This is a genomic window from Cohnella xylanilytica, assembly GCF_014212175.1.
Classification (GTDB): Bacteria; Bacillota; Bacilli; order Paenibacillales; family Paenibacillaceae; genus Cohnella; species Cohnella xylanilytica.
Map to the genome: position 1 here is coordinate 1 of NZ_JACJVR010000047.1, position 16,554 is coordinate 16,554.

Annotated in this window: 18 protein-coding genes; 7 read left to right on the forward strand and 11 right to left on the reverse strand. The window is 63.7% G+C overall.

Going from position 1 to position 16,554, the window contains the following annotated elements; translation table 11 throughout:
- Nucleotides 1–250: 250 nt before the first annotated feature.
- Entirely contained in the window at nucleotides 251–1,267 is a 1,017-nt protein-coding gene (locus H7B90_RS11800) for an asparaginase (RefSeq protein ID WP_185136078.1), read from the reverse strand.
- A 166-nt stretch (nucleotides 1,268–1,433) separates the two neighbouring features.
- On the opposite strand from H7B90_RS11800, the gene H7B90_RS11805 reads away from it, so the two are divergent.
- Together H7B90_RS11805 and H7B90_RS11810 are read left to right on the forward strand one after the other, a co-directional pair.
- A complete protein-coding gene (locus H7B90_RS11805; RefSeq protein ID WP_185136079.1) occupies nucleotides 1,434–1,610 on the forward strand; it encodes a hypothetical protein in 177 nt (58 codons plus the stop codon).
- A 27-nt stretch (nucleotides 1,611–1,637) separates the two neighbouring features.
- Complete coding sequence (locus H7B90_RS11810) at nucleotides 1,638–2,537, forward strand: LysR family transcriptional regulator (protein ID WP_185136080.1); 900 nt, start codon at nucleotides 1,638–1,640, stop codon at nucleotides 2,535–2,537.
- 39 nt (nucleotides 2,538–2,576) lie between these two features.
- Here the strand turns inward: H7B90_RS11810 and H7B90_RS11815 are convergent, their stop codons facing one another.
- Together H7B90_RS11815 and H7B90_RS11820 are read right to left on the reverse strand one after the other, a co-directional pair.
- Nucleotides 2,577–3,596 carry a glycosyltransferase family 2 protein gene (locus H7B90_RS11815; RefSeq protein ID WP_185136081.1) on the reverse strand — a complete coding sequence of 340 codons (1,020 nt, stop codon included), beginning with the start codon at nucleotides 3,594–3,596 and terminating at the stop codon, nucleotides 2,577–2,579.
- Nucleotides 3,597–3,630: 34 nt separating this feature from the next.
- Nucleotides 3,631–5,424: a phospholipid carrier-dependent glycosyltransferase gene (locus H7B90_RS11820; RefSeq protein WP_185136082.1), complete on the reverse strand. Its 1,794-nt coding sequence runs from the start codon at nucleotides 5,422–5,424 to the stop codon at nucleotides 3,631–3,633.
- 161 nt (nucleotides 5,425–5,585) lie between these two features.
- Between H7B90_RS11820 and H7B90_RS11825 the strand changes: the two genes are divergently transcribed.
- The 3 genes from H7B90_RS11825 to H7B90_RS11835 all read left to right on the forward strand — a co-directional run bounded on the left by H7B90_RS11825 (nucleotide 5,586) and on the right by H7B90_RS11835 (nucleotide 6,644).
- Nucleotides 5,586–5,843: a GlsB/YeaQ/YmgE family stress response membrane protein gene (locus H7B90_RS11825; RefSeq protein WP_185136083.1), complete on the forward strand. Its 258-nt coding sequence runs from the start codon at nucleotides 5,586–5,588 to the stop codon at nucleotides 5,841–5,843.
- Between the two features lie 58 nt (nucleotides 5,844–5,901).
- Nucleotides 5,902–6,222 carry a YtxH domain-containing protein gene (locus H7B90_RS11830; protein ID WP_185136084.1) on the forward strand — a complete coding sequence of 107 codons (321 nt, stop codon included), beginning with the start codon at nucleotides 5,902–5,904 and terminating at the stop codon, nucleotides 6,220–6,222.
- A gap of 122 nt (nucleotides 6,223–6,344) precedes the next feature.
- Nucleotides 6,345–6,644, forward strand: a complete 300-nt coding sequence (locus tag H7B90_RS11835) for a hypothetical protein (RefSeq protein ID WP_185136085.1) — start codon at nucleotides 6,345–6,347, stop codon at nucleotides 6,642–6,644.
- A gap of 274 nt (nucleotides 6,645–6,918) precedes the next feature.
- On the opposite strand, the gene H7B90_RS11840 is transcribed toward H7B90_RS11835, so the two are convergent.
- The 4 genes from H7B90_RS11840 to H7B90_RS11855 all read right to left on the reverse strand — a co-directional run bounded on the left by H7B90_RS11840 (nucleotide 6,919) and on the right by H7B90_RS11855 (nucleotide 9,159).
- Nucleotides 6,919–7,266, reverse strand: coding sequence for a hypothetical protein (locus tag H7B90_RS11840; protein WP_185136086.1), 348 nt, complete (start codon nucleotides 7,264–7,266; stop codon nucleotides 6,919–6,921).
- Nucleotides 7,267–7,544: 278 nt separating this feature from the next.
- Nucleotides 7,545–8,294 carry a sigma-70 family RNA polymerase sigma factor gene (locus tag H7B90_RS11845; protein ID WP_185136128.1) on the reverse strand — a complete coding sequence of 250 codons (750 nt, stop codon included), beginning with the start codon at nucleotides 8,292–8,294 and terminating at the stop codon, nucleotides 7,545–7,547.
- Between the two features lie 29 nt (nucleotides 8,295–8,323).
- A complete protein-coding gene (gene rsbW / locus H7B90_RS11850) occupies nucleotides 8,324–8,776 on the reverse strand; it encodes an anti-sigma B factor RsbW (protein WP_185136087.1) in 453 nt (150 codons plus the stop codon).
- A gap of 38 nt (nucleotides 8,777–8,814) precedes the next feature.
- The gene (locus H7B90_RS11855) at nucleotides 8,815–9,159 is read right to left on the reverse strand and encodes an STAS domain-containing protein (protein ID WP_185136088.1); all 345 of its coding nucleotides are present in this window, start codon (nucleotides 9,157–9,159) and stop codon (nucleotides 8,815–8,817) included.
- 204 nt (nucleotides 9,160–9,363) lie between these two features.
- Here H7B90_RS11855 and H7B90_RS11860 point away from each other — a divergent pair, with 204 nt between their 5' ends.
- Nucleotides 9,364–9,522, forward strand: coding sequence for a hypothetical protein (locus tag H7B90_RS11860; RefSeq protein WP_185136089.1), 159 nt, complete (start codon nucleotides 9,364–9,366; stop codon nucleotides 9,520–9,522).
- A 53-nt stretch (nucleotides 9,523–9,575) separates the two neighbouring features.
- Nucleotides 9,576–10,838, forward strand: a complete 1,263-nt coding sequence (locus tag H7B90_RS11865; protein ID WP_185136090.1) for an NAD(P)/FAD-dependent oxidoreductase — start codon at nucleotides 9,576–9,578, stop codon at nucleotides 10,836–10,838.
- A gap of 36 nt (nucleotides 10,839–10,874) precedes the next feature.
- Here H7B90_RS11865 and H7B90_RS11870 read toward each other — a convergent pair whose 3' ends face one another.
- The 4 genes from H7B90_RS11870 to H7B90_RS11885 all read right to left on the reverse strand — a co-directional run bounded on the left by H7B90_RS11870 (nucleotide 10,875) and on the right by H7B90_RS11885 (nucleotide 16,447).
- Nucleotides 10,875–11,384, reverse strand: coding sequence for a hypothetical protein (locus H7B90_RS11870; RefSeq protein ID WP_185136091.1), 510 nt, complete (start codon nucleotides 11,382–11,384; stop codon nucleotides 10,875–10,877).
- Between the two features lie 121 nt (nucleotides 11,385–11,505).
- Nucleotides 11,506–12,354, reverse strand: coding sequence for a CheR family methyltransferase (locus tag H7B90_RS11875; RefSeq protein WP_185136092.1), 849 nt, complete (start codon nucleotides 12,352–12,354; stop codon nucleotides 11,506–11,508).
- Nucleotides 12,351–15,290, reverse strand: a complete 2,940-nt coding sequence (locus H7B90_RS11880; protein WP_185136093.1) for a response regulator — start codon at nucleotides 15,288–15,290, stop codon at nucleotides 12,351–12,353. The genes H7B90_RS11875 and H7B90_RS11880 overlap by 4 nt, the downstream gene beginning before the upstream one ends.
- A complete protein-coding gene (locus H7B90_RS11885; RefSeq protein ID WP_185136094.1) occupies nucleotides 15,290–16,447 on the reverse strand; it encodes a PP2C family protein-serine/threonine phosphatase in 1,158 nt (385 codons plus the stop codon). Before H7B90_RS11885 ends, H7B90_RS11880 begins: the two co-directional genes overlap by 1 nt.
- Between the last annotated feature and the right edge of the window lie 107 nt (nucleotides 16,448–16,554).

Below are 16,554 nucleotides of genomic sequence, written 5' to 3' on the forward strand. Positions count from 1 at the left end.
GGTGCGTTGCTTACGTTTTATGTGAAAATCATACGGATTTCTTCTGTTTGCGATGATTTCGGCGATTTGATTCGAAAAATCGCACTCGTTCGTTCAACCGCCCGCATTTAGATTCTGCACAGTCCGAACTAGGCAGGGATGCGGATCTGAACTTGGAAAACCAATTCCGTATGCGAATGGGACAATGGCAGAAAAAACCGCGGAGAGGCGGCGCAATGCGCCAAGCCCTTCCGCGGTCTCCCAAGCACGATCAGAACACGACTTCCCAAGTGCCGGCCTCGTCCCCCGCGTCGTTGAGGAACGTGCGCGGATAGCGCGCCCGCAAGGACGCCATCGTCTCCTCCGAGACGCCGCCGAGCTTCTCCAGCAGCGCGATGACGACCGGACCCCAGGCTGCTTCCGACCCGTCGGACAGATGCACCGCGATGCCGAGGCGCTCCTTGCGCAGCCCGATCGCGAACAGCCCCTGCGCGCCGCTCTTGGCGACGACGTTCGGGTCGGCGAGCAGCAGGCTCGCCAGCCGGCCCGGCCCCTCGACCAACTCCGGGTGCCTATTCATCGCGCGCGCGACGCGGTCGGCCGCGCGGGCGGCCGCCTCGTCCGGCGCCGCGTCCGGACAGGCGAGCCGCGCGTACGCGAGCGCCGTCCGCCACATCGGCGCGGCCGCGACCGGAATGCCGCACCCGTCGCGGCCGACCGTCGTCTCCTCCTCGGCCGCGCCCATCCATTCCCGTACCCGAGCGACGATTCTCTTCTGCGCGGGATGGTCCGGCTCCGCGTAGCCCTCCAGCGGCCAGCCCATCAACTTGCTCCAGGCGAGCATGCCGAGGTGCTTGCCCGCGCACGTATGGTAGATTTTCCGCGGATGCCCTCCCTGCCTCGCCCATTCGTCCCTCGACTGGGCGTTCGCCGGCGCGACGGCCCGGAACGCGAACGCTTCTTCGGGAATGCCCGCCCGCTCGCGCATCTCTTCCAGCGCCGCGACCTGCTCCGCGTGCCCTCGCTGGGACGCGCCCATCATCGCCAGATGGCGGTCCTCCCACCCGAAGGCCTCGGCCGCTCCCCCGAGCAGCGGCTCGATCGCCTGGATCGGCTTGCCGGTCGACCGGATATAAGCATGGGCGCGAGCATCCCCGTACGACTCCAGCAGTTCCCCGCTATCCGCCGACACGACGCAGATGCGTCCGCGGTGCTCGTTCTCCGCGAGCCCTCCCCTCGTCGTCACGGCGAGCGGAACGTCGCCCGGCATCTGAATTCGATCGCTCATGTTGTGTTCGTCCTCCCTGGATGTATGCCCCGCCGCCCAAGCTCGCGAGATGACGGCGTTTCCATCGAAAATATCGATAACGATCATGCAAAACGTTGGATAACTTCGCCTGCCGGGCCGGTGGTAAGATGAGAGCCAATCCATCCCCCGAACGGAGGCGAGAAAGATGTTGCTTAACGACTATGTGGCCCTTACAATATGGAAAAACGACACGCAGGAGCGCGAGCGGAAGCTGGAGCTCCGGCGTCTCGCGAACGGTGGGGAGACGACGCCGGGCGGCGTCTTCCGTCTCCCCGCGACGCTTCTCGTCGCGGCTATTCTTTTCCAGATGAAGCAGCCCTAAACCTATTGAAGTCGGTGGTGACCGGTCTTGGACTTGATCTATCTGCGAAGCTTCCTGGAAGTGGCCCGCTGCCAAAGCTTCACCAAGGCGGCGGAGAACCTCGGCTACGTGCAATCCAGCGTCACGACGCACATTCAGAAGCTGGAGAACGAATACGGCGTCGTCCTGTTCGAGCGCTTCGGGCGCACGATGCGGCTGACCTCCGAAGGGGAGCAGCTGCACCGCTACTTCGAGCAGATCATCGCCCTGTACGACGATTCGAAGCACCTGATCTCCCGCCAGATCTCCGGCCACCTCGACATCGGAACGATCGAATCGCTCGTCGCCTACTTCCTTCCCCCGGTGTTCAACCGGTTCCGCCAGGCGTTCCCGCAGATGAACCTGCAGGCGCTGCCGCTCGCCGAGCCGCACATTCTGCAGCTGATCCGGGCGGGGGAGCTCGACATCGGCATCATCATGGACCGGCTCGTCTGCGACGAAGACATCGAGACGATCCCGCTGCGCCAGGAACCGCTCGTGCTCGTCGCTCCGCCCGGCCATCCGCTCGCCGGCGCCAAGTCGGTCCATGCGAAGGATCTCCACGATCTATCGTACATCGCCACCGAGCAGACGTGCACGTACCGCGCGGCGTTCGAGAACTTGCTGACCGCCCAGGGCGTCGCCTACCAGATTCAGCACGAGTTCGGCAGCCTGGAAGCGATCAAGCGGCTCGTCGGCTACGGACTCGGCGTCGGCCTGCTGCCCCGGATCGCGGTGGACCGGGAGCTGGCGGAAGGCCATCTCGTCGCGCTGCCGTTCGCCCACCCGGACATTACGTTCTATACCCAGATCGTTCTCCATCGGAAAAAGTGGAAAAACCCCGCGATCCGACACCTGATCGAGCTGCTCGCGGAAGCCGCGGAAACGGATAAGAGGCTGGCCCAGTGACGAACCGGGTTCAGCCTCTCGTTCTGTGCGCGGCTTGCTTCAGCGGCGGTACGCCGCCTCGGCCGTCTCGGGCAGCGGCTTCGCATCCGGCTTGGTCCCGCCCGTCCTGTCCGACGCCGTCTCGCCGAGGTTCAGCTTGTCCGCCACCAGATACAGCGGGCGGCCCTTCGCTTCCTCGTAGATGCGGCCGATGTACTCCCCGAGCACGCCGAGCAGCGACAGCGTGATGCCGTGGAACAGCAGGCTGATGACGACCATCGAGCTCCAGCCGGGCTGCGTCGTGTCCGTGAACAGCCGCTGGTACACGACGACGAGCAGGTAGACGAAGCCGACCGCCGACATGACGAAGCCGAGGATGCCGGCGAACTTCAGCGGCTTCGTCGAGAACGACGTGATCGCGTCGAGCGAGAGCCGGATCATCTTGCGCAGCGGGTACTTCGTCTCTCCTGCGAATCGCTCGTCGCGAACGTACTCGACGGACGTCTGCTTGAAGCCGGCCCAGCTGACCATGCCGCGGATGAAGCGGCTCTGCTCCCTCATGCTGCCGAGCGCGTCGCACACCTTGCGGTCCATGAGCCGGAAGTCGCCCGTGTCCACCGGAATGTTGACGGAGGTCATCGAGCGCAGCAGCCGGTAGAACGTAGCCGCCGTCACCTTCTTGAACCACGTCTCTCCCCGCCGCGCGATGCGCCGTCCGTAGACGACGTCGTAGCCTTCGCGCCAGCGGGCGATCATCTCGGGGATGAGCTCCGGCGGATCCTGCAGGTCCGCGTCGATGAGCACGACGACGCGTCCCGAGGAGTAGTCCATCCCCGCGGTGACCGCGATCTGGTGGCCGAAGTTGCGCGAGAAGTCGACCAGCTTCACCCTCGCGTCCTCGGCCCCCAGCCTTCTTACGATCTTGTCCGTCGAGTCCCGGCTTCCGTCGTTGACGAAGACGAGCTCGTACGTCTCTCCTATCGGGTCGAGCGCAGACACGAGTCTGCGGTAGGTCGTCTCGATGACCTCTTCCTCGTTGTACATCGGAACCACGACCGACAGGAATACAGGTCCGTTCATTTTCGATCCCCTTTTCCAATACCTCTCGGGGTTGTCAGAATCCCCAGCTCGGGAGCCAGCGGATCCCGATATTCATCCATTCCCGGCTGATCGTCATCCCCGTCAGGACGGGATAGAACCAGACGAGCAGCACGCCCGCGGCCGCAACCGTCAGCCACGTGAACTCCCGCCCGTACCGCCAGCGCTCCTCCAGATGCCGGAGCATCCACACGATGGACAGGATGAGGAGCGGCACCATCGGGAAGTAGTGGTACAGGAACGTAATGCTTCGCGGCGCGACCATCCATGGCACGTAGAAGCTCAGGTACATGACGCCGAGGGTCAGGACGACCCTGTCCCTTCGGAGGAATCCGAGCACCCACGAGGCGAGCATCGCGAGCAGCCCTCCCCACCAGATCAGCGGGTTGCCGATCGCGGCGATGCTCTGCGCGTCGCCCTTGGCCAGGTCCTTGCCTCCGTAATACCAGACCGGCCGCTGCATGATGGGCCACGTGTACCACTTGGAGGAGTACGGGTGCTTCTCCTTGACTCCTTTATGGTAATGATACATGTTTTTCTGGTATTGCCACAAATCCTTGTAGCTGTCTTCGGCCTTGGTCGCCTTCAAGTACGGAATGTACGAAGCCGCGTAAATGCCGACGGGCACGGCCCCGAACAGGACGACGCAGGCCAGCACGGTCAAAATCGCCTTCTTGGCGGCCCCGGGTTCCCTATCCCGCTTCGCCTCCCGAACGTGCCGGTAGAGCGACAGGAAGAACAATATCGCGAGCCCCGCCCCGCCGTACAGGTAGTTCCACTTGACGGCCGCCGCGCAGCCGAAGAAGACGCCGGAGAGGGCCAAATACCCGAACCCCTTGCCGAATCCGCCCCCGCGCCACTTCGTCTCGCCGTAGCGGTACATCGCGTAGAACATGACGATCGTGAACGTCACGCCGAAGATATCCACGTTCGCCATCCGCGAATGGACGAGATGGAACCCTTCGAACAGCAGCAGCAGCGTCCCGATGAACGCGTACCGGGTCCGCTTGAACAATCCTCTCGCCGCCCAGTAGAACACGGGCACCATCGCCGTTCCGCCGACCGCCGCCATGAAGCGCCAGCCGTAAGGCGTCATGCCGAACCACTCGACGCCTAGCGACAGAATGACCTTGCCGAGCGGCGGATGAGTGTTCTCGTACGGCTCCATCTTCTCGATGAATTCGTAGGCCGTGCGGCCGTGATAGATCTCGTCGAAGTACATGCTGTTGCGATAGTCCGGCCGGTACGGCGCTTCCGATTGCTCGTCGAACGCGAGATCGGCGCTGCCCTCCGCGGAGCCGCTCTGCGTTCCCGCCGGCTTGATGTCCGCGATCCGGATCGGCTCGTCCGACCCCTTCGAGAAGAACGCCGCCTCGTACAGGCGGAATCCCGTCGCGACGGCCGTATACCGCATATAGCGGGCTTCCGCGTGCTTGTCCTCGGACTTCCAGGTGAACGCCCGGTTCACCTTGTGCTCGACTTCGGCATACGTCTGCCAGTTCGTACCGTCGATGGAATATTCGATCTTGCTCTTCCCGGTTGCCCCGGGCCCTTCGTACAGGTTCAGCCGATCCACCGCCTTCGCCTCGCCGAAGTCGACGACGAAGCCTTCCCCGGATGCCCCGGGCTTCCAGAAGGTCTGCGGAGCGGAACGATTCCCCAGGTCGTGAAATGAAGCCAAAGCGGATACCAACGTTAAGATGGCGATCAAAATCCAATCCAGCCGCGTCCAGCGACGGCCGCCTCGCTCTCCGGAGCCGTAGGTTCCGAAGCTGAGCGGAGACGACCGATCGTCTATTCTCCAATCCATGAACGTCCTCGCCTTCCTCACCAGTCTTTCCCTATTGTAGTCGAAAGAGAGTACGTCGGAAAGTCCCGGTGGTTCAGCGCGGGCGCCCGCGGGTAAGGATGCAATAGCAACACATCCCATAGAATCGCCGGCGACGGCGGTCTCGAAGGGAGGAGAAGTCGATGTGGGGATTCGTGATCAGCGTGCTGATGGCCATCCTGATCGGGATCATCGGCGATTCGCTGGTTCGCAGCCGGATGCCGGGAGGCGTCTTCGGCTCCATGATCGCCGGCTTCGCCGGCGCGTGGCTCGGGGCGCTGCTGCTCGGGTCCTGGGGACCGGTCATCGCCGGATTCGCGGTCATTCCGGCCATCATCGGAGCCGCGTTGTTCGTCTTCCTGCTCGGCCTGCTCGGCCAGGCGCTTCGCAAGGCTGCCTGACAGAACGAGAGCCGGCGCGGGAAAATTCCGAATGAATCTATCGAAGGAGGCGTTACTTATGGCAGAATCCAAAGGTTTGGTCAAAGGCGCGATTATCGGCGGAGCGGTCGGAGCGGCGGCGGCGCTGCTGCTGGCTCCGAAGTCCGGACGCGAGCTGCGCCAGGACATCCGCTCGAAGTACAACCAGGCATCGGACAAGGCGATGCAGTGGATGTCCGACGCCGGCGCCAAGACGAAGGAAGTCGCGAGCCAAGTGAGCCAGCACGCCACGGACCTGGTGGACAAGACCAAGTCCGTCGTGAGGGCCGTGAAGGACGAGGCGGAGACGGCGGCCGCATCGGCGGCATCGGCGGCTTCGCAGAAGCCGTCGGCCAACTAAGCCGCAGGCCCGTCCGTCGATAAGCCAAGCCCCGAGTCGTCGGGGCTTGGCTTTGTTGGCGCGCTTCGGACGGCGGCGCCAGCGCTAACGGTTATTTCTAGACGCCGCCAGGAGCGAATAGGATGCCAGTAGAGAGGAGCGTGAGCGCGATGAACGACGATCGGCAAGGGAGCGCGAGCCTTACGGGATCGGACGCCGCCTGCGAGACGAAGCTCCCTGCGGCTTCGGACGCCGCCTATGAGCCCGACGCGGACCGGCACCCGTCCGGCCCGATGCCGACCCGCCCGGTGTCGGAGGCCGAGAACGGCTCCATGGTCCAGGACATGAGCGATTTGAAGCGGCTCGGCGAGGAGATGGAGAGGGTGAAGACGGGAGCGCAGCTGAGGAAGGAAGGGCTCGTGTCCGATCCCGCCCAAGAGTAGGCTCGCCCGCTTCGGCGCCCTGGAATCGGACGGAAGGCCGGGCCGGAACGGCTCGACGGGAGCGCTCCATGACGGAGCGCTCCTTTGTTCGCGATGCGCGCGAGTGCGAGCGGGAGCGCCCTTGCGCCGCTCTCCCTCTCGCTCAGGCGCGCCGCTCAGCTTCCCCTCGCGCGGTGGTCCGGCGTCCGTGAAGGGGCTAACCGCTTCTCGTTCGCGCGGCGGAGCGACAAAAGACCGCCCCTGCCGGGGCGGCCCGTGTATTTCGGCGTGCGGCTTACATCGTTAGCGGCGTTCCGTAGATGCGGGCTTCGTTGTCGAGCAGCGCCCGTACTCCCGTCGGCGTCAAGCGCAGTTCCAGGAATTGCGCTACGGGAATGGGAGGCAGATCCTCTCTGCGGAACTCCCCGCCGTGAAGATGATACCCGTATTCTCTGGCGATCGTATACATCCTGCAGAAGTGGTCGGCTGCGTCTTTAGCGCGTTCCTCGGTATCGTATTCGGCCAACCGGTTGCCGAAGCCGAGAGGATTCGAGCGGGACTGTATGCTGAGTTGATAAGCATCGTTCCCCTCCACCACCATAATATCGCATTCGAAGCAACGGAGCTGGTACTTAACACTCATCACGTCCACCGCCTTGTCCTTTAGAGTTTTTGTTGCGTACCGATTATTACCCCGGACGCGGGCCTTGAAACATTCGTACGATCGGTACGCGAGACTCTTTTTTTCCGAGGGAGGGCTCGGGGCTTCGGCGCAGCCCGAGACATGAGGATAAGCCCCCCGAAGATGCGCGCGGCATACGGGCGGGCGCGGCAAGGCCCGGAAACCGCTTGCGACGCAAGAGGCTCCGGGCCCATCGGCTTTCCCCTATTTCAACCTGCGATCCGCGTTCCTTGGCTTCGTCATCCGCTTCCGGTCGGCCGTTCCTGATCGTGTTCGGTCATCCACTTCTTCAACTGGTCGATAGCCCTTCGCTGGATCCGCGAGACGCTCATCTGCGACACGCCGAGCCGGTCGGCCACGTTCCTCTGCGAATACCCGTCCCGGTACAGCAGCACGAGCACCTGGCGCTCCTCCGGCTTCAGCTTCTCCATCGCCTCTTGCAGGTCGAGCCGGCGGTCGACGCCTTCGTAGTCGTCCGCGGGAGAGCCGATGAGCTCCCCGAGCGTCGCGGTGTTCTCGTCCCCGACGATCGGCGTGTCGAGCGAGACGTAGTGATACAGCTCCCGCCCCGCCAGCACCTCCAGCGTCTCCTCGAGCTCCATGCCGAGGCTCTCCGCGATCTCCTCCACGCTGGGCGACCGCTCGAGCTTCAAGGTCAGCTCGTCGACGGTCTGCTGGACGGCCAGCCCCTTCTCCTTGATTCGCCGGGGGACCTGCACGTACCACGATTTGTCGCGCAAATAGTTCTTCATCTGGCCTACGATGCTCTTCATGGCGTACGGTTCGAAGGGCATCCCCAGCTCGGGGTCGAACTGCGAGAGAAGCCGGAACAGCGACATCCGGCCGACCTGGAACAGGTCCTCCTGAAGGTCCGGCCGGCTTCTCGAGATTTTGAGCGCGGCCATGCGAACCAGCGGCTCGTAATGGCGCACCAGCTCGTCCGCCAGCTCCGTGCTGTGCGTGCGTTGGTACGCCAGCAGCATCTCCATAGCGTCGTCGGGCAGACGCGCGCTCTGGGTCAAACGCTGGCCTTCCCGGCAGCCTCGCGCCGCTTGGACATGACGACCGCCGTTCCTTGTTGCGTTCTCACTTCCACGCTATCCATCAAAGCCTGCATCAGGTAGAGTCCCAATCCGCCCGACTGGATCTCCTCAATGGACTTCCCGAGCAGGTTCGACGATTGAAGGTCGCCCGAAGGCACGAAGCTCTCTCCCGAGTCGCTGACCGTGATTCGCAGCTCGTCTTCGCCCAGAATGTCGAACCGGACGTCGACGGAACCGCCGTTCTCCTCGCCCCCGTAGGCGTGAAGGACGGCGTTGTTGCAGGCTTCCGATACCGCAACCTTCATATCCTCGATCTCTTCGTACGAAAAATTCATTTTGGCCGCAATCCCGTACAGCGTCAAACGTACCAAGTCGACGAATTCGGGCCGGGCCGGGACCGACAGCTTTACGTTCGCGTCATTTTTCATCGTGTGGCTCTCCGTTCCTTTCTTCCTGGTTCTGCCGCTCACTTCGGCGACCCGTTCGAATACGATTCCGCCGCCGTCAGAAAAGGGGTGATGCCGGTCATGTCGAACAGCTTGCGGATCGTAGCCGGTACTTCCTCGACGGCGAAGGGGGCCTGCTTGGCATGCCGCGCTTTAAGGATGCCGATCAGGATCCCGATGCCGGTGCTGTCGATATACTTGAGATCGCGCAAATTCAGCACCAGCTTGCGATCGCCGAGCTCCATGAGGGGCTCCATCGTCGCCCTCATCTGCGAAGCGACTTCCAGGTCGAGCTCCCCGGCGATGTGGACGACGGTCGTCCCATCCAGATTCTCCGTTCGAAAAGTCAGTTTATCGGTTTGCATAGTAAACCCCTTTCTGCAAGTGCGCTCTACTAGGGACATTACCCCGCGCGCCGCATATCGAAACAAGCGCCGGGCGGCTCGCCGCTCCCGCTGCTCCCGTTGCTCCCGTTTCGCCCTTCGCCGGGCCGGGTAAGCGATCAGCAAGAATCGAATTCAGCCAATACCGCGCGTAGCGCGCGACTAAGCGACAAGGAGATGGGAACGATGGAACGCGCCAACGTGCCATTCGACGGAAGACGGCCGGACAACGGTCAAGACCCGAGCCACGCCTGGCGGGCGCTCGCCCGGTTCGCGGCCAGCCTCGGCGTCCTGTTCGCCGTCGTCTACTTCATCGTGCAGGTTCTGACTCCGATGGTCGGATAATGCGCATACTGGAAGAAGCCCCGGCTTGCAATCGTCGATGGGAGGGACTGCCGGTGTCGTTGTATTACGGTTCGCTCTATTGGCCCGCGACCTGGCCGAATCCGCCCCGCTACCCTTCCCTGTCCGGAACGGATCGCTGCAAGGCGCTGGTGATCGGCGGTGGGATGTCGGGCTCGTTATGCGGGCTCCTGCTGGCCAGAAGCGGTATCGACGCCGTTCTGATCGAGCAGAACGAAGTCGCGTCCGGCTCCTCGCTCGCCAACACCGGGCTGATCCAATACTCCAATGATATCATGCTGTCGCATTTGGCGGAGCAGATCGGGGAGCGGAACGCGGTCTTATTCTATAAGGAATGCAAGGACGCCGTCCTGCATCTCGCCCGGATCGCCGAGACGCTGCCGCGCGACGTCGGGTTCAAGCTCCGCAGCAGCCTCTATATGGCCAGCTCGAAGGACGACGTCGCGGCGCTTCGTCGCGAGTACGAGATGCTGGACCGATTCGGCTTCGGGGCGGAATGGTGGGACGGGCGCCGCATCGAGGAGAACTTCCCCTTCCGCCGGGAAGCCGCTATCGTAACCCGCGGAGACGCCGAGATGAATCCTTACCGGTTCGTCCATGCCGTCGTGGAGGAGGCCGCCAAGCAAGGCCTTCGCGTCTACGAGAAGACGCCGATGCTGTCCGTGCAGGGGGAGCGGGGCCGGTTCGTCGTCCGCGCGGGGCGCGGAGAGATCCGCGCCGACAACCTCGTCTATGCCGTCGGCTATACCCCGGAAGCGGCGGGAAGCGCCCTGTTCGCCGCCCGGCTGAACCGGTCCTACGCCATGGCGACGAAGCCGCTTGAAGGCTTAAGCGAATGGCATCAGCGCTTCCTTCTGTGGGAGACGTCCAGGCCGTACCTGTACGCCCGCACGACGGAGGACGGGCGCATCGTCGCCGGGGGCTTGGACGAGCCTCTCCGGCGGCCGGTGCTCAGCGACTCGGAGCTGAGGCAGCGCACGCTGCGGCTTCGCTCGGACATCGGCCAGCTGTTCCCGGGTCTCGAGCCGGAGCCCGAATACGAATGGTGCGCCACGTTCGGCGAATCCGCCGACAATCTTCCCTGGCTCGGAGAGGATCCGCGGCGGCCCGGCACCTTCTACGCCCTCGGCTACGGGGGCAACGGGACCGTCTACGGCGCGATCGCCGCGAGATTGATCCGCGACAGCCTGATCGGCGAGAAGTCGCCGGTCGCCCCTATCGTCCGCCCGGACCGTCCGATCCCGATCGCTTCGGCCGCAGCGGCCCGCGCGCGGCGCCTGGCAAAAAGCGGCCGGTAAGAGGAGGAATCCCTCCTCTTACCGGCCGCCCGTCGTTCAATGGAGCACGTCGACCGCTCCCGTCGCCCTCATCAGTTCCCCGGCCTGCGCGGCTTCTCCGTCCTCTTCCGCCGTCAGAACGAACTTGCCTCCGCGCAGCGCGTCGGCGCAGGCGTCCGCGGCGGAATCGGGAACGCCCATGCCGCGAAGAACGTTCGCGGCTTCCAGGTCGTCGTCGCCAACGTTCGACAGGGCATAGGCGGCGACCGGCGCGGTGTTGCCCGCGGTGCCGAAGCCCTGCAGCGTGCCCAGGTACGCGACGGCCGGCACGACCGCTTCGCCGTCGCCGTCCCATTCATGGCCTTCCCGCTCTTGGCGCTCCCTCGTCTCCCGCACGCCGGCTATGCCTTCCACCGGCACGGCGTCTTGGGAAGACAGAAGCGGAGCGCTCTCCTCGTTCTTGACGATCACGCGCAGGCGAGAGTCGCCAAGACCGGCCTCCCGCAGCCTGCGGGCCGCGTCGAGCACTTGCTGTTCCCGTTCGAATATTCCCATCGTCCAAGCCATGGAGTACACCTCCTTCAGGGTAGATCGGCGGCGGATTCGCCTCCGCCTTCCCCTAAACTATACCCCTTTGGAAGCCGTTTGAACCCCCGGAGAGACCCGGCGGCGGCGCGCGGCCGGCGCGTCACCGGATTTTGCGGTATATCCGGTATTCGTCGTTCCAAGTCTCGTAGCGGCCGGCGAACTTCGTGAAGGCGACCGTCTCCTTGCCTCCGAGAATGAGGAAGCCGCCGTCCGCGAGGCTCTCGAACAGCAGGGCGTGCACCCGCTCCCGCAGCCCCGGGTCGAAATAGATCATGACGTTGCGGCAGAACACCGCATGGAACTCGTTGAAGGAGCGGTCGGTCACGAGATTGTGCTCGGCGAACACGATCCGCTCGGTCAAGGCCGGGTCGAGCCGCCAAGCGCCGCGGAACGGCTCGCCGAAGCGGGACAACTTCCCGCTCCCTCCCGCCAGCCGGTAATTTTTCTCGTACAGCTCGTAACGGTCCGCCGATACGATGCCCTCGCGCGCTCTGGAGAGCGCCTGCTGGCTGATATCCGTCGCGTAGATGCGGGATTGCTCCAGCAATCCTTCCTCCCGCAGCAGGATGGCGGTCGAATAGGCCTCTTCGCCCGAAGCGCAGCCCGCGTGCCACAAGCGGAGGAACGGAAGGCTTCTAAGCTCCGGCACGACGCGCTCGCGGAACCAGCGGAACATGCCCGGGTCGCGGAACATCTCCGTCACCGGGATGACGAGATCCGCGAGAAGGCGCTCGAAGGCTTCCCGGCTATGGAGCACGCGGTTCTGCAGCAGCGAGATCGTGCCGAGCTGCTCCATCGTCGTCCGGTGCCAGATCCTTCTTCGCAGCGACGGGTAGGCGTAGTTGCGGAAGTCGTAGCCGTAGCGGCGATACACTCCTTCCAGCAGGAGCTCGATCTCGACCCGTTCCAGTTGTTCGTCGTACTCCAGGAGCTCGTTCTCGTCGGTCATCGGGATAGCCACACTTTCAACAAGGATAACAGCTGGTCGATCATGACGGGTTTGGCCAAATAATCGGAAGCTCCGGCTTCCAGGCACTTGTCCCGGTCCTCCTTCATCGCCTTGGCCGTCAGCGCGATAATCGGAAGCTCCTTCCAGCGAGGGTGATTGCGAATGCGGGTCATGGCCTCGTAGCCGTCCATCTCCGGCATCATGATGTCCATCAGGACGAGATCCGCTTCGAGGCCGGAAGCGAGCAGCCCGATGGCCTCCTTGCCGTTCTCGGCGGTGAACACTTCGATCGAATGATGGTTCAGCAGGCTCTTGAGCGAGAACACGTTGCGTTCGTCGTCGTCGACCAGCAGAATCGTCTTGCCCGCCCAGGCCGCTTCCCCTGCCGCGCTCCTGGACGAACGCCGGCCGCCGGGCTCTCCCTTCGCGTCCGAGGGCACGCCGGTCCCGTCGCCGAGAGCCTCTTCGACGGCCGCCGTCACCTCCTGCGCGGCGGACGCTTCCTCTTCGGTGACGGAGAGGTCGAAGGCCGCCGCGGAGGCGTCGCCGGACAGGGCCAGGTTCCCGCTCTCGGCCGGATGCGGGCATTGCTCGGGAATCGTCAGCACGAACTTGCTTCCCTCGCCCGGCTCGCTGCTCGCGAGGGTGACCCAGCCTCCCAGCAGATGCGCGAGCTCCCGGCTGATCGTAAGGCCCAGGCCCGTGCCTCCGAACTTGCGGCTGGTCGTGCCGTCCGCCTGACGGAACGCTTCGAAGATGATCTCCTTCTTGTCGGCCGGAATGCCGATCCCCGTATCCTCGACTTCGAAGACGACGTACGGTCCGTTGCCCGCCGCGTCCGCGGGAATCTCCTCTTCGCACCCGCGACGGATCCGCAGCTCGATCGACCCCTCCGAGGTGAATTTGACCGCGTTGGACAGCAGATTGCGCAGAATCTGCTTGAGACGGTGGCCGTCGGTGTACAGGACGGGAGGAACGTCCGGCTCGGTCCGCACCGAGAAGCCGACGCCCTTCTCCTCGGAGATCGATCCGTACATGTGCGACAGATCCGTCGTAATGTCCTCGATCAGCGTCTGCTCCGGAGCGATCTCCATCCGCCCGGCGTCGACCTTCGCGAGATCCAGAATCTCGTCGATCATCTTCAGCAGGTCGTTGCCGGACGAATAGATCGTCTTCACGTATTCGAGCTGCTTCTCGGTCAAGTTCTCTTCCGCGTTGTCGGCCAGGAACTGCGACAGGATGATCAGGCTGTTCAGAGGCGTCCTCAGCTCGTGGGACATGTTGGCGAGGAATTCCGACTTGTACTGGGAAGCCAGCGTCAGCTGCATCGCCTGGCGTTCCAGCGCCGCGTTCGCCTGGGCGATCTCCCGGTTCTTCTGCTCGGCCTGGCGGTTCTGCTCCTCGAGAGCCATCGTCTTCACGGTCAGCTCCTGATTCGTGTGCTCCAGCTCCTCCTGCTGGCGCTGAAGCCGCTCTTCCGAACGCTTCAAGCGTCCCGCGTGAAGCTCCAGCTTCTCGTTGGTCTCCCGCAGCTCCTCCTGCTGGGACATGAGCTCCTCGGACTGGACCTGAAGCTCTTCGGTCATCGCCTGGGATTCCCGGAGCAGCTCCTCCACCCGGTAACGCGACTGGATGTTCATGACGAGGTAAGCGAACTTCTCGCCGATCTTCTCCAGCAGCGTCCGCTGGAGAGTGCCGGCCGGCTGCGAATAGGCGAGCTCCACGACGCCGATCGTCTTGCCGTCGGCCTTGACCGGCTGCAGCACGAGCTGCGTCGGAGGCGCCTCGCCGAGGCCGGAGCGGATCGGCATGTACCCTTGCGGCAGCGATTCGACCGTCATCGTCTCGCCCTTCAACGCGCACTGCCCGATCAAGCCTTCGCCGATGTCGAATTCCGCCTGGCCGCGAGCGGAGGAATCCGAGCCGGAGTAAGCGTAGGCTCCGAACCGGTAGAGGCGCGTAGGATTCGTGTTCTCGTTCCCGTCCAGCAAGTAAACCGCCCCGTAGGCCGCTCCGAGAACCGGAGCGTATTCGTTGATGAACGATTGCGAGATCGCCTTCAGATCGGCGCCTTCCTTGAGCAGCTCCGCCGTCCGGGCGAGCTGCGCGTCCATCCAGGCCTGCTGCTCCTTCGCCTGATGGTACAGAGCCTCTCTCTCCTTCTGCTGCTGCAGGTCGAGAGCGATCCGCTTGAACACCTCGGCGAGCTGTCCCAATTCGTCGGACGACTGAATCCGAAGCCGGCCGAACCCGCGAAGCCTACCCTGCCCGAACTTCGTCGCCATGAGATTCAGCAGGCTCAACCCTTTCGTAATGCTCGGGAACACCCAGAGGATGACCCCCAGGCCGAGGAACAGCCCGATAACGGTCAGGACGGCCACCCAACGGACGGACTGGTCGTACATCGAGCTCGTACGCTCCATCTCCGTCTCCATCGTCTTCTGTTCGAACGTGACGAGAGAATTGAGCGAGCTGACGATGTTGTCCTGACGGGATCGTCCCAGGCTCTTGTACAGCTCGAGCGCGCCTTCGCGGTCGAATTGCTCGGTCAGAACGACGAAGCGCTGCAGGAAGTCGCCGAACCGCTCGCCGTCGCGCGTCACTTGATCAACCAGCTGCTGTTCGCCGGGATCGTTCGGCCTCTCGGAGAGCTTCGCCAGCTGCGTCTGGAAGACGACGAGCTGGCGCTTCAGCTCCGCGACGCCGAGCGAATCGCTCTCGAGGGCTCCGACCAGAACGTCGTTGACCGCTCTTCCGGAGGCGTTGACGGTGCCTCTCAGATCGATGACGTCCCGCACCTTGACGAACCGGTTGTCGTAGAAGCCGCCGAGCCGGTCGTTCATCCGGCTCAGCCGGTCGTAGCCGAACGTGGTGATCCCGACCATCAGCACGAGCAGGACGACAAAGCCGAGAAGGATCTTCGTCTTGATCCGCATTATTCCGCCCCCTTCGCCTTCGCCTCTAGGCGAACGATGCACCGGTCGTCGGGCCTGCGGTCCAGGGACGGCTGAAGCAGCAGCTCCTGCAGCGGCTCTTCGCGGCCGCCGGAAGCCGCGATCCGGCCCGCCAGCTCCGTCCTCTTCTCCTCCAGGTCGCCGGGGAACAGATCCAGCAGGCCGTCGGTGAAGAGATAGAGGTTATCTCCGGAAGCGAGACTCATCGTCTCGGCCTTGATCTCCATCTGCTCGAACAAGCCGATCGGCGCGCACGTGACGGCCATCGTCTCCGTCTTGGCGCCGCCCTCCCGGATGACGAGCCCGGGCGGGTGACCGGCGTTCACGTACTCCATGACGCCGTGCTCCAGGTCGATCCACGCGCAGATTCCCGTGCAGTAATAATGCACGAGCTCGTTCTCGTACTGAAGCTGGCACAATCTCCGGTTCAGCTCGTGGACGACGCGCTTCGGCGTGATGTGGGTCCGCATCGCTTCCTTGAGCACGGAGGCGGAGAACATGCTGATGAGGGAAGACGAGATGCCGTGGCCCATGGCGTCCATGACGGCCACGATAATCCGGTGCTTGTCGAAGACGTGCCAGGCGTACAGGTCGCCCGCGAGCTCCTCCGAAGCCTGGAAGTAGGCCTGCAGCCGGAACGTCTCCTCGTCCAGGTCGGACGGCAGCACGGACTCCTGCACTTGCCGGGCCAGGTCCAGGTCCTCCCGCATCCGCAGATCCCGTTCCTTGTGCCAATCAAGCTCGCGCTTCAGCCGAAGCGCGGAGCGGATGCGGGCGAGCAGCTCGATCTTGTTGATCGGCTTCGTCACGTAATCGGTCGCTCCCGCGTCCAGCGCCTCGGCCAGCTTGCGGGAGTCCCCGATCGCCGTCACCATGATGACGGGAATGTCGCGCAGCCGCTCGTCCTGCTGGAGCATGCGGCACGCCTTGATCCCGTCGATATTCGGCATCATCAGGTCGAGCAGGATCAAGTCGACGGACACCTTGGAGGAGCGCGAAGCATCCAGCTCCGAATGCAGCAATCGGAACATCTCTTCGGCGGAGTGGGCGGCCCGGACATCCTTGTAGCCCGAGCGCTTAAGCATCTCCTGCACGACCATCACGTTCATCGGATTATCGTCAACGATAAGGATATTCATCGGTTAACCGGCTCCTCTTCCCCTTATTCCAGCATCATTCCAGCGTAATTTCAGCATCATTCCAGCGTAATTTCAGCGTACTTGCGCGCCCCCGCTCTGTAAAGCGC

Coding starts and splice junctions, on each gene's coding strand:
- H7B90_RS11800 (WP_185136078.1), bottom strand. CDS start 1,267: ATGAGCGATCGAATTCAGATGCCGGGCGACGTTCCGCTCGCCGTGACG.
- H7B90_RS11805 (WP_185136079.1), top strand. CDS start 1,434: ATGTTGCTTAACGACTATGTGGCCCTTACAATATGGAAAAACGACACG.
- H7B90_RS11815 (WP_185136081.1), bottom strand. CDS start 3,596: ATGAACGGACCTGTATTCCTGTCGGTCGTGGTTCCGATGTACAACGAG.
- H7B90_RS11820 (WP_185136082.1), bottom strand. CDS start 5,424: ATGGATTGGAGAATAGACGATCGGTCGTCTCCGCTCAGCTTCGGAACC.
- H7B90_RS11825 (WP_185136083.1), top strand. CDS start 5,586: ATGTGGGGATTCGTGATCAGCGTGCTGATGGCCATCCTGATCGGGATC.
- H7B90_RS11830 (WP_185136084.1), top strand. CDS start 5,902: ATGGCAGAATCCAAAGGTTTGGTCAAAGGCGCGATTATCGGCGGAGCG.
- H7B90_RS11835 (WP_185136085.1), top strand. CDS start 6,345: ATGCCAGTAGAGAGGAGCGTGAGCGCGATGAACGACGATCGGCAAGGG.
- H7B90_RS11840 (WP_185136086.1), bottom strand. CDS start 7,266: ATGAGTGTTAAGTACCAGCTCCGTTGCTTCGAATGCGATATTATGGTG.
- H7B90_RS11845 (WP_185136128.1), bottom strand. CDS start 8,294: ATGGAGATGCTGCTGGCGTACCAACGCACGCACAGCACGGAGCTGGCG.
- rsbW (WP_185136087.1), bottom strand. CDS start 8,776: ATGAAAAATGACGCGAACGTAAAGCTGTCGGTCCCGGCCCGGCCCGAA.
- H7B90_RS11855 (WP_185136088.1), bottom strand. CDS start 9,159: ATGCAAACCGATAAACTGACTTTTCGAACGGAGAATCTGGATGGGACG.
- H7B90_RS11860 (WP_185136089.1), top strand. CDS start 9,364: ATGGAACGCGCCAACGTGCCATTCGACGGAAGACGGCCGGACAACGGT.
- H7B90_RS11870 (WP_185136091.1), bottom strand. CDS start 11,384: ATGGCTTGGACGATGGGAATATTCGAACGGGAACAGCAAGTGCTCGAC.
- H7B90_RS11875 (WP_185136092.1), bottom strand. CDS start 12,354: ATGACCGACGAGAACGAGCTCCTGGAGTACGACGAACAACTGGAACGG.
- H7B90_RS11880 (WP_185136093.1), bottom strand. CDS start 15,290: ATGCGGATCAAGACGAAGATCCTTCTCGGCTTTGTCGTCCTGCTCGTG.
- H7B90_RS11885 (WP_185136094.1), bottom strand. CDS start 16,447: ATGAATATCCTTATCGTTGACGATAATCCGATGAACGTGATGGTCGTG.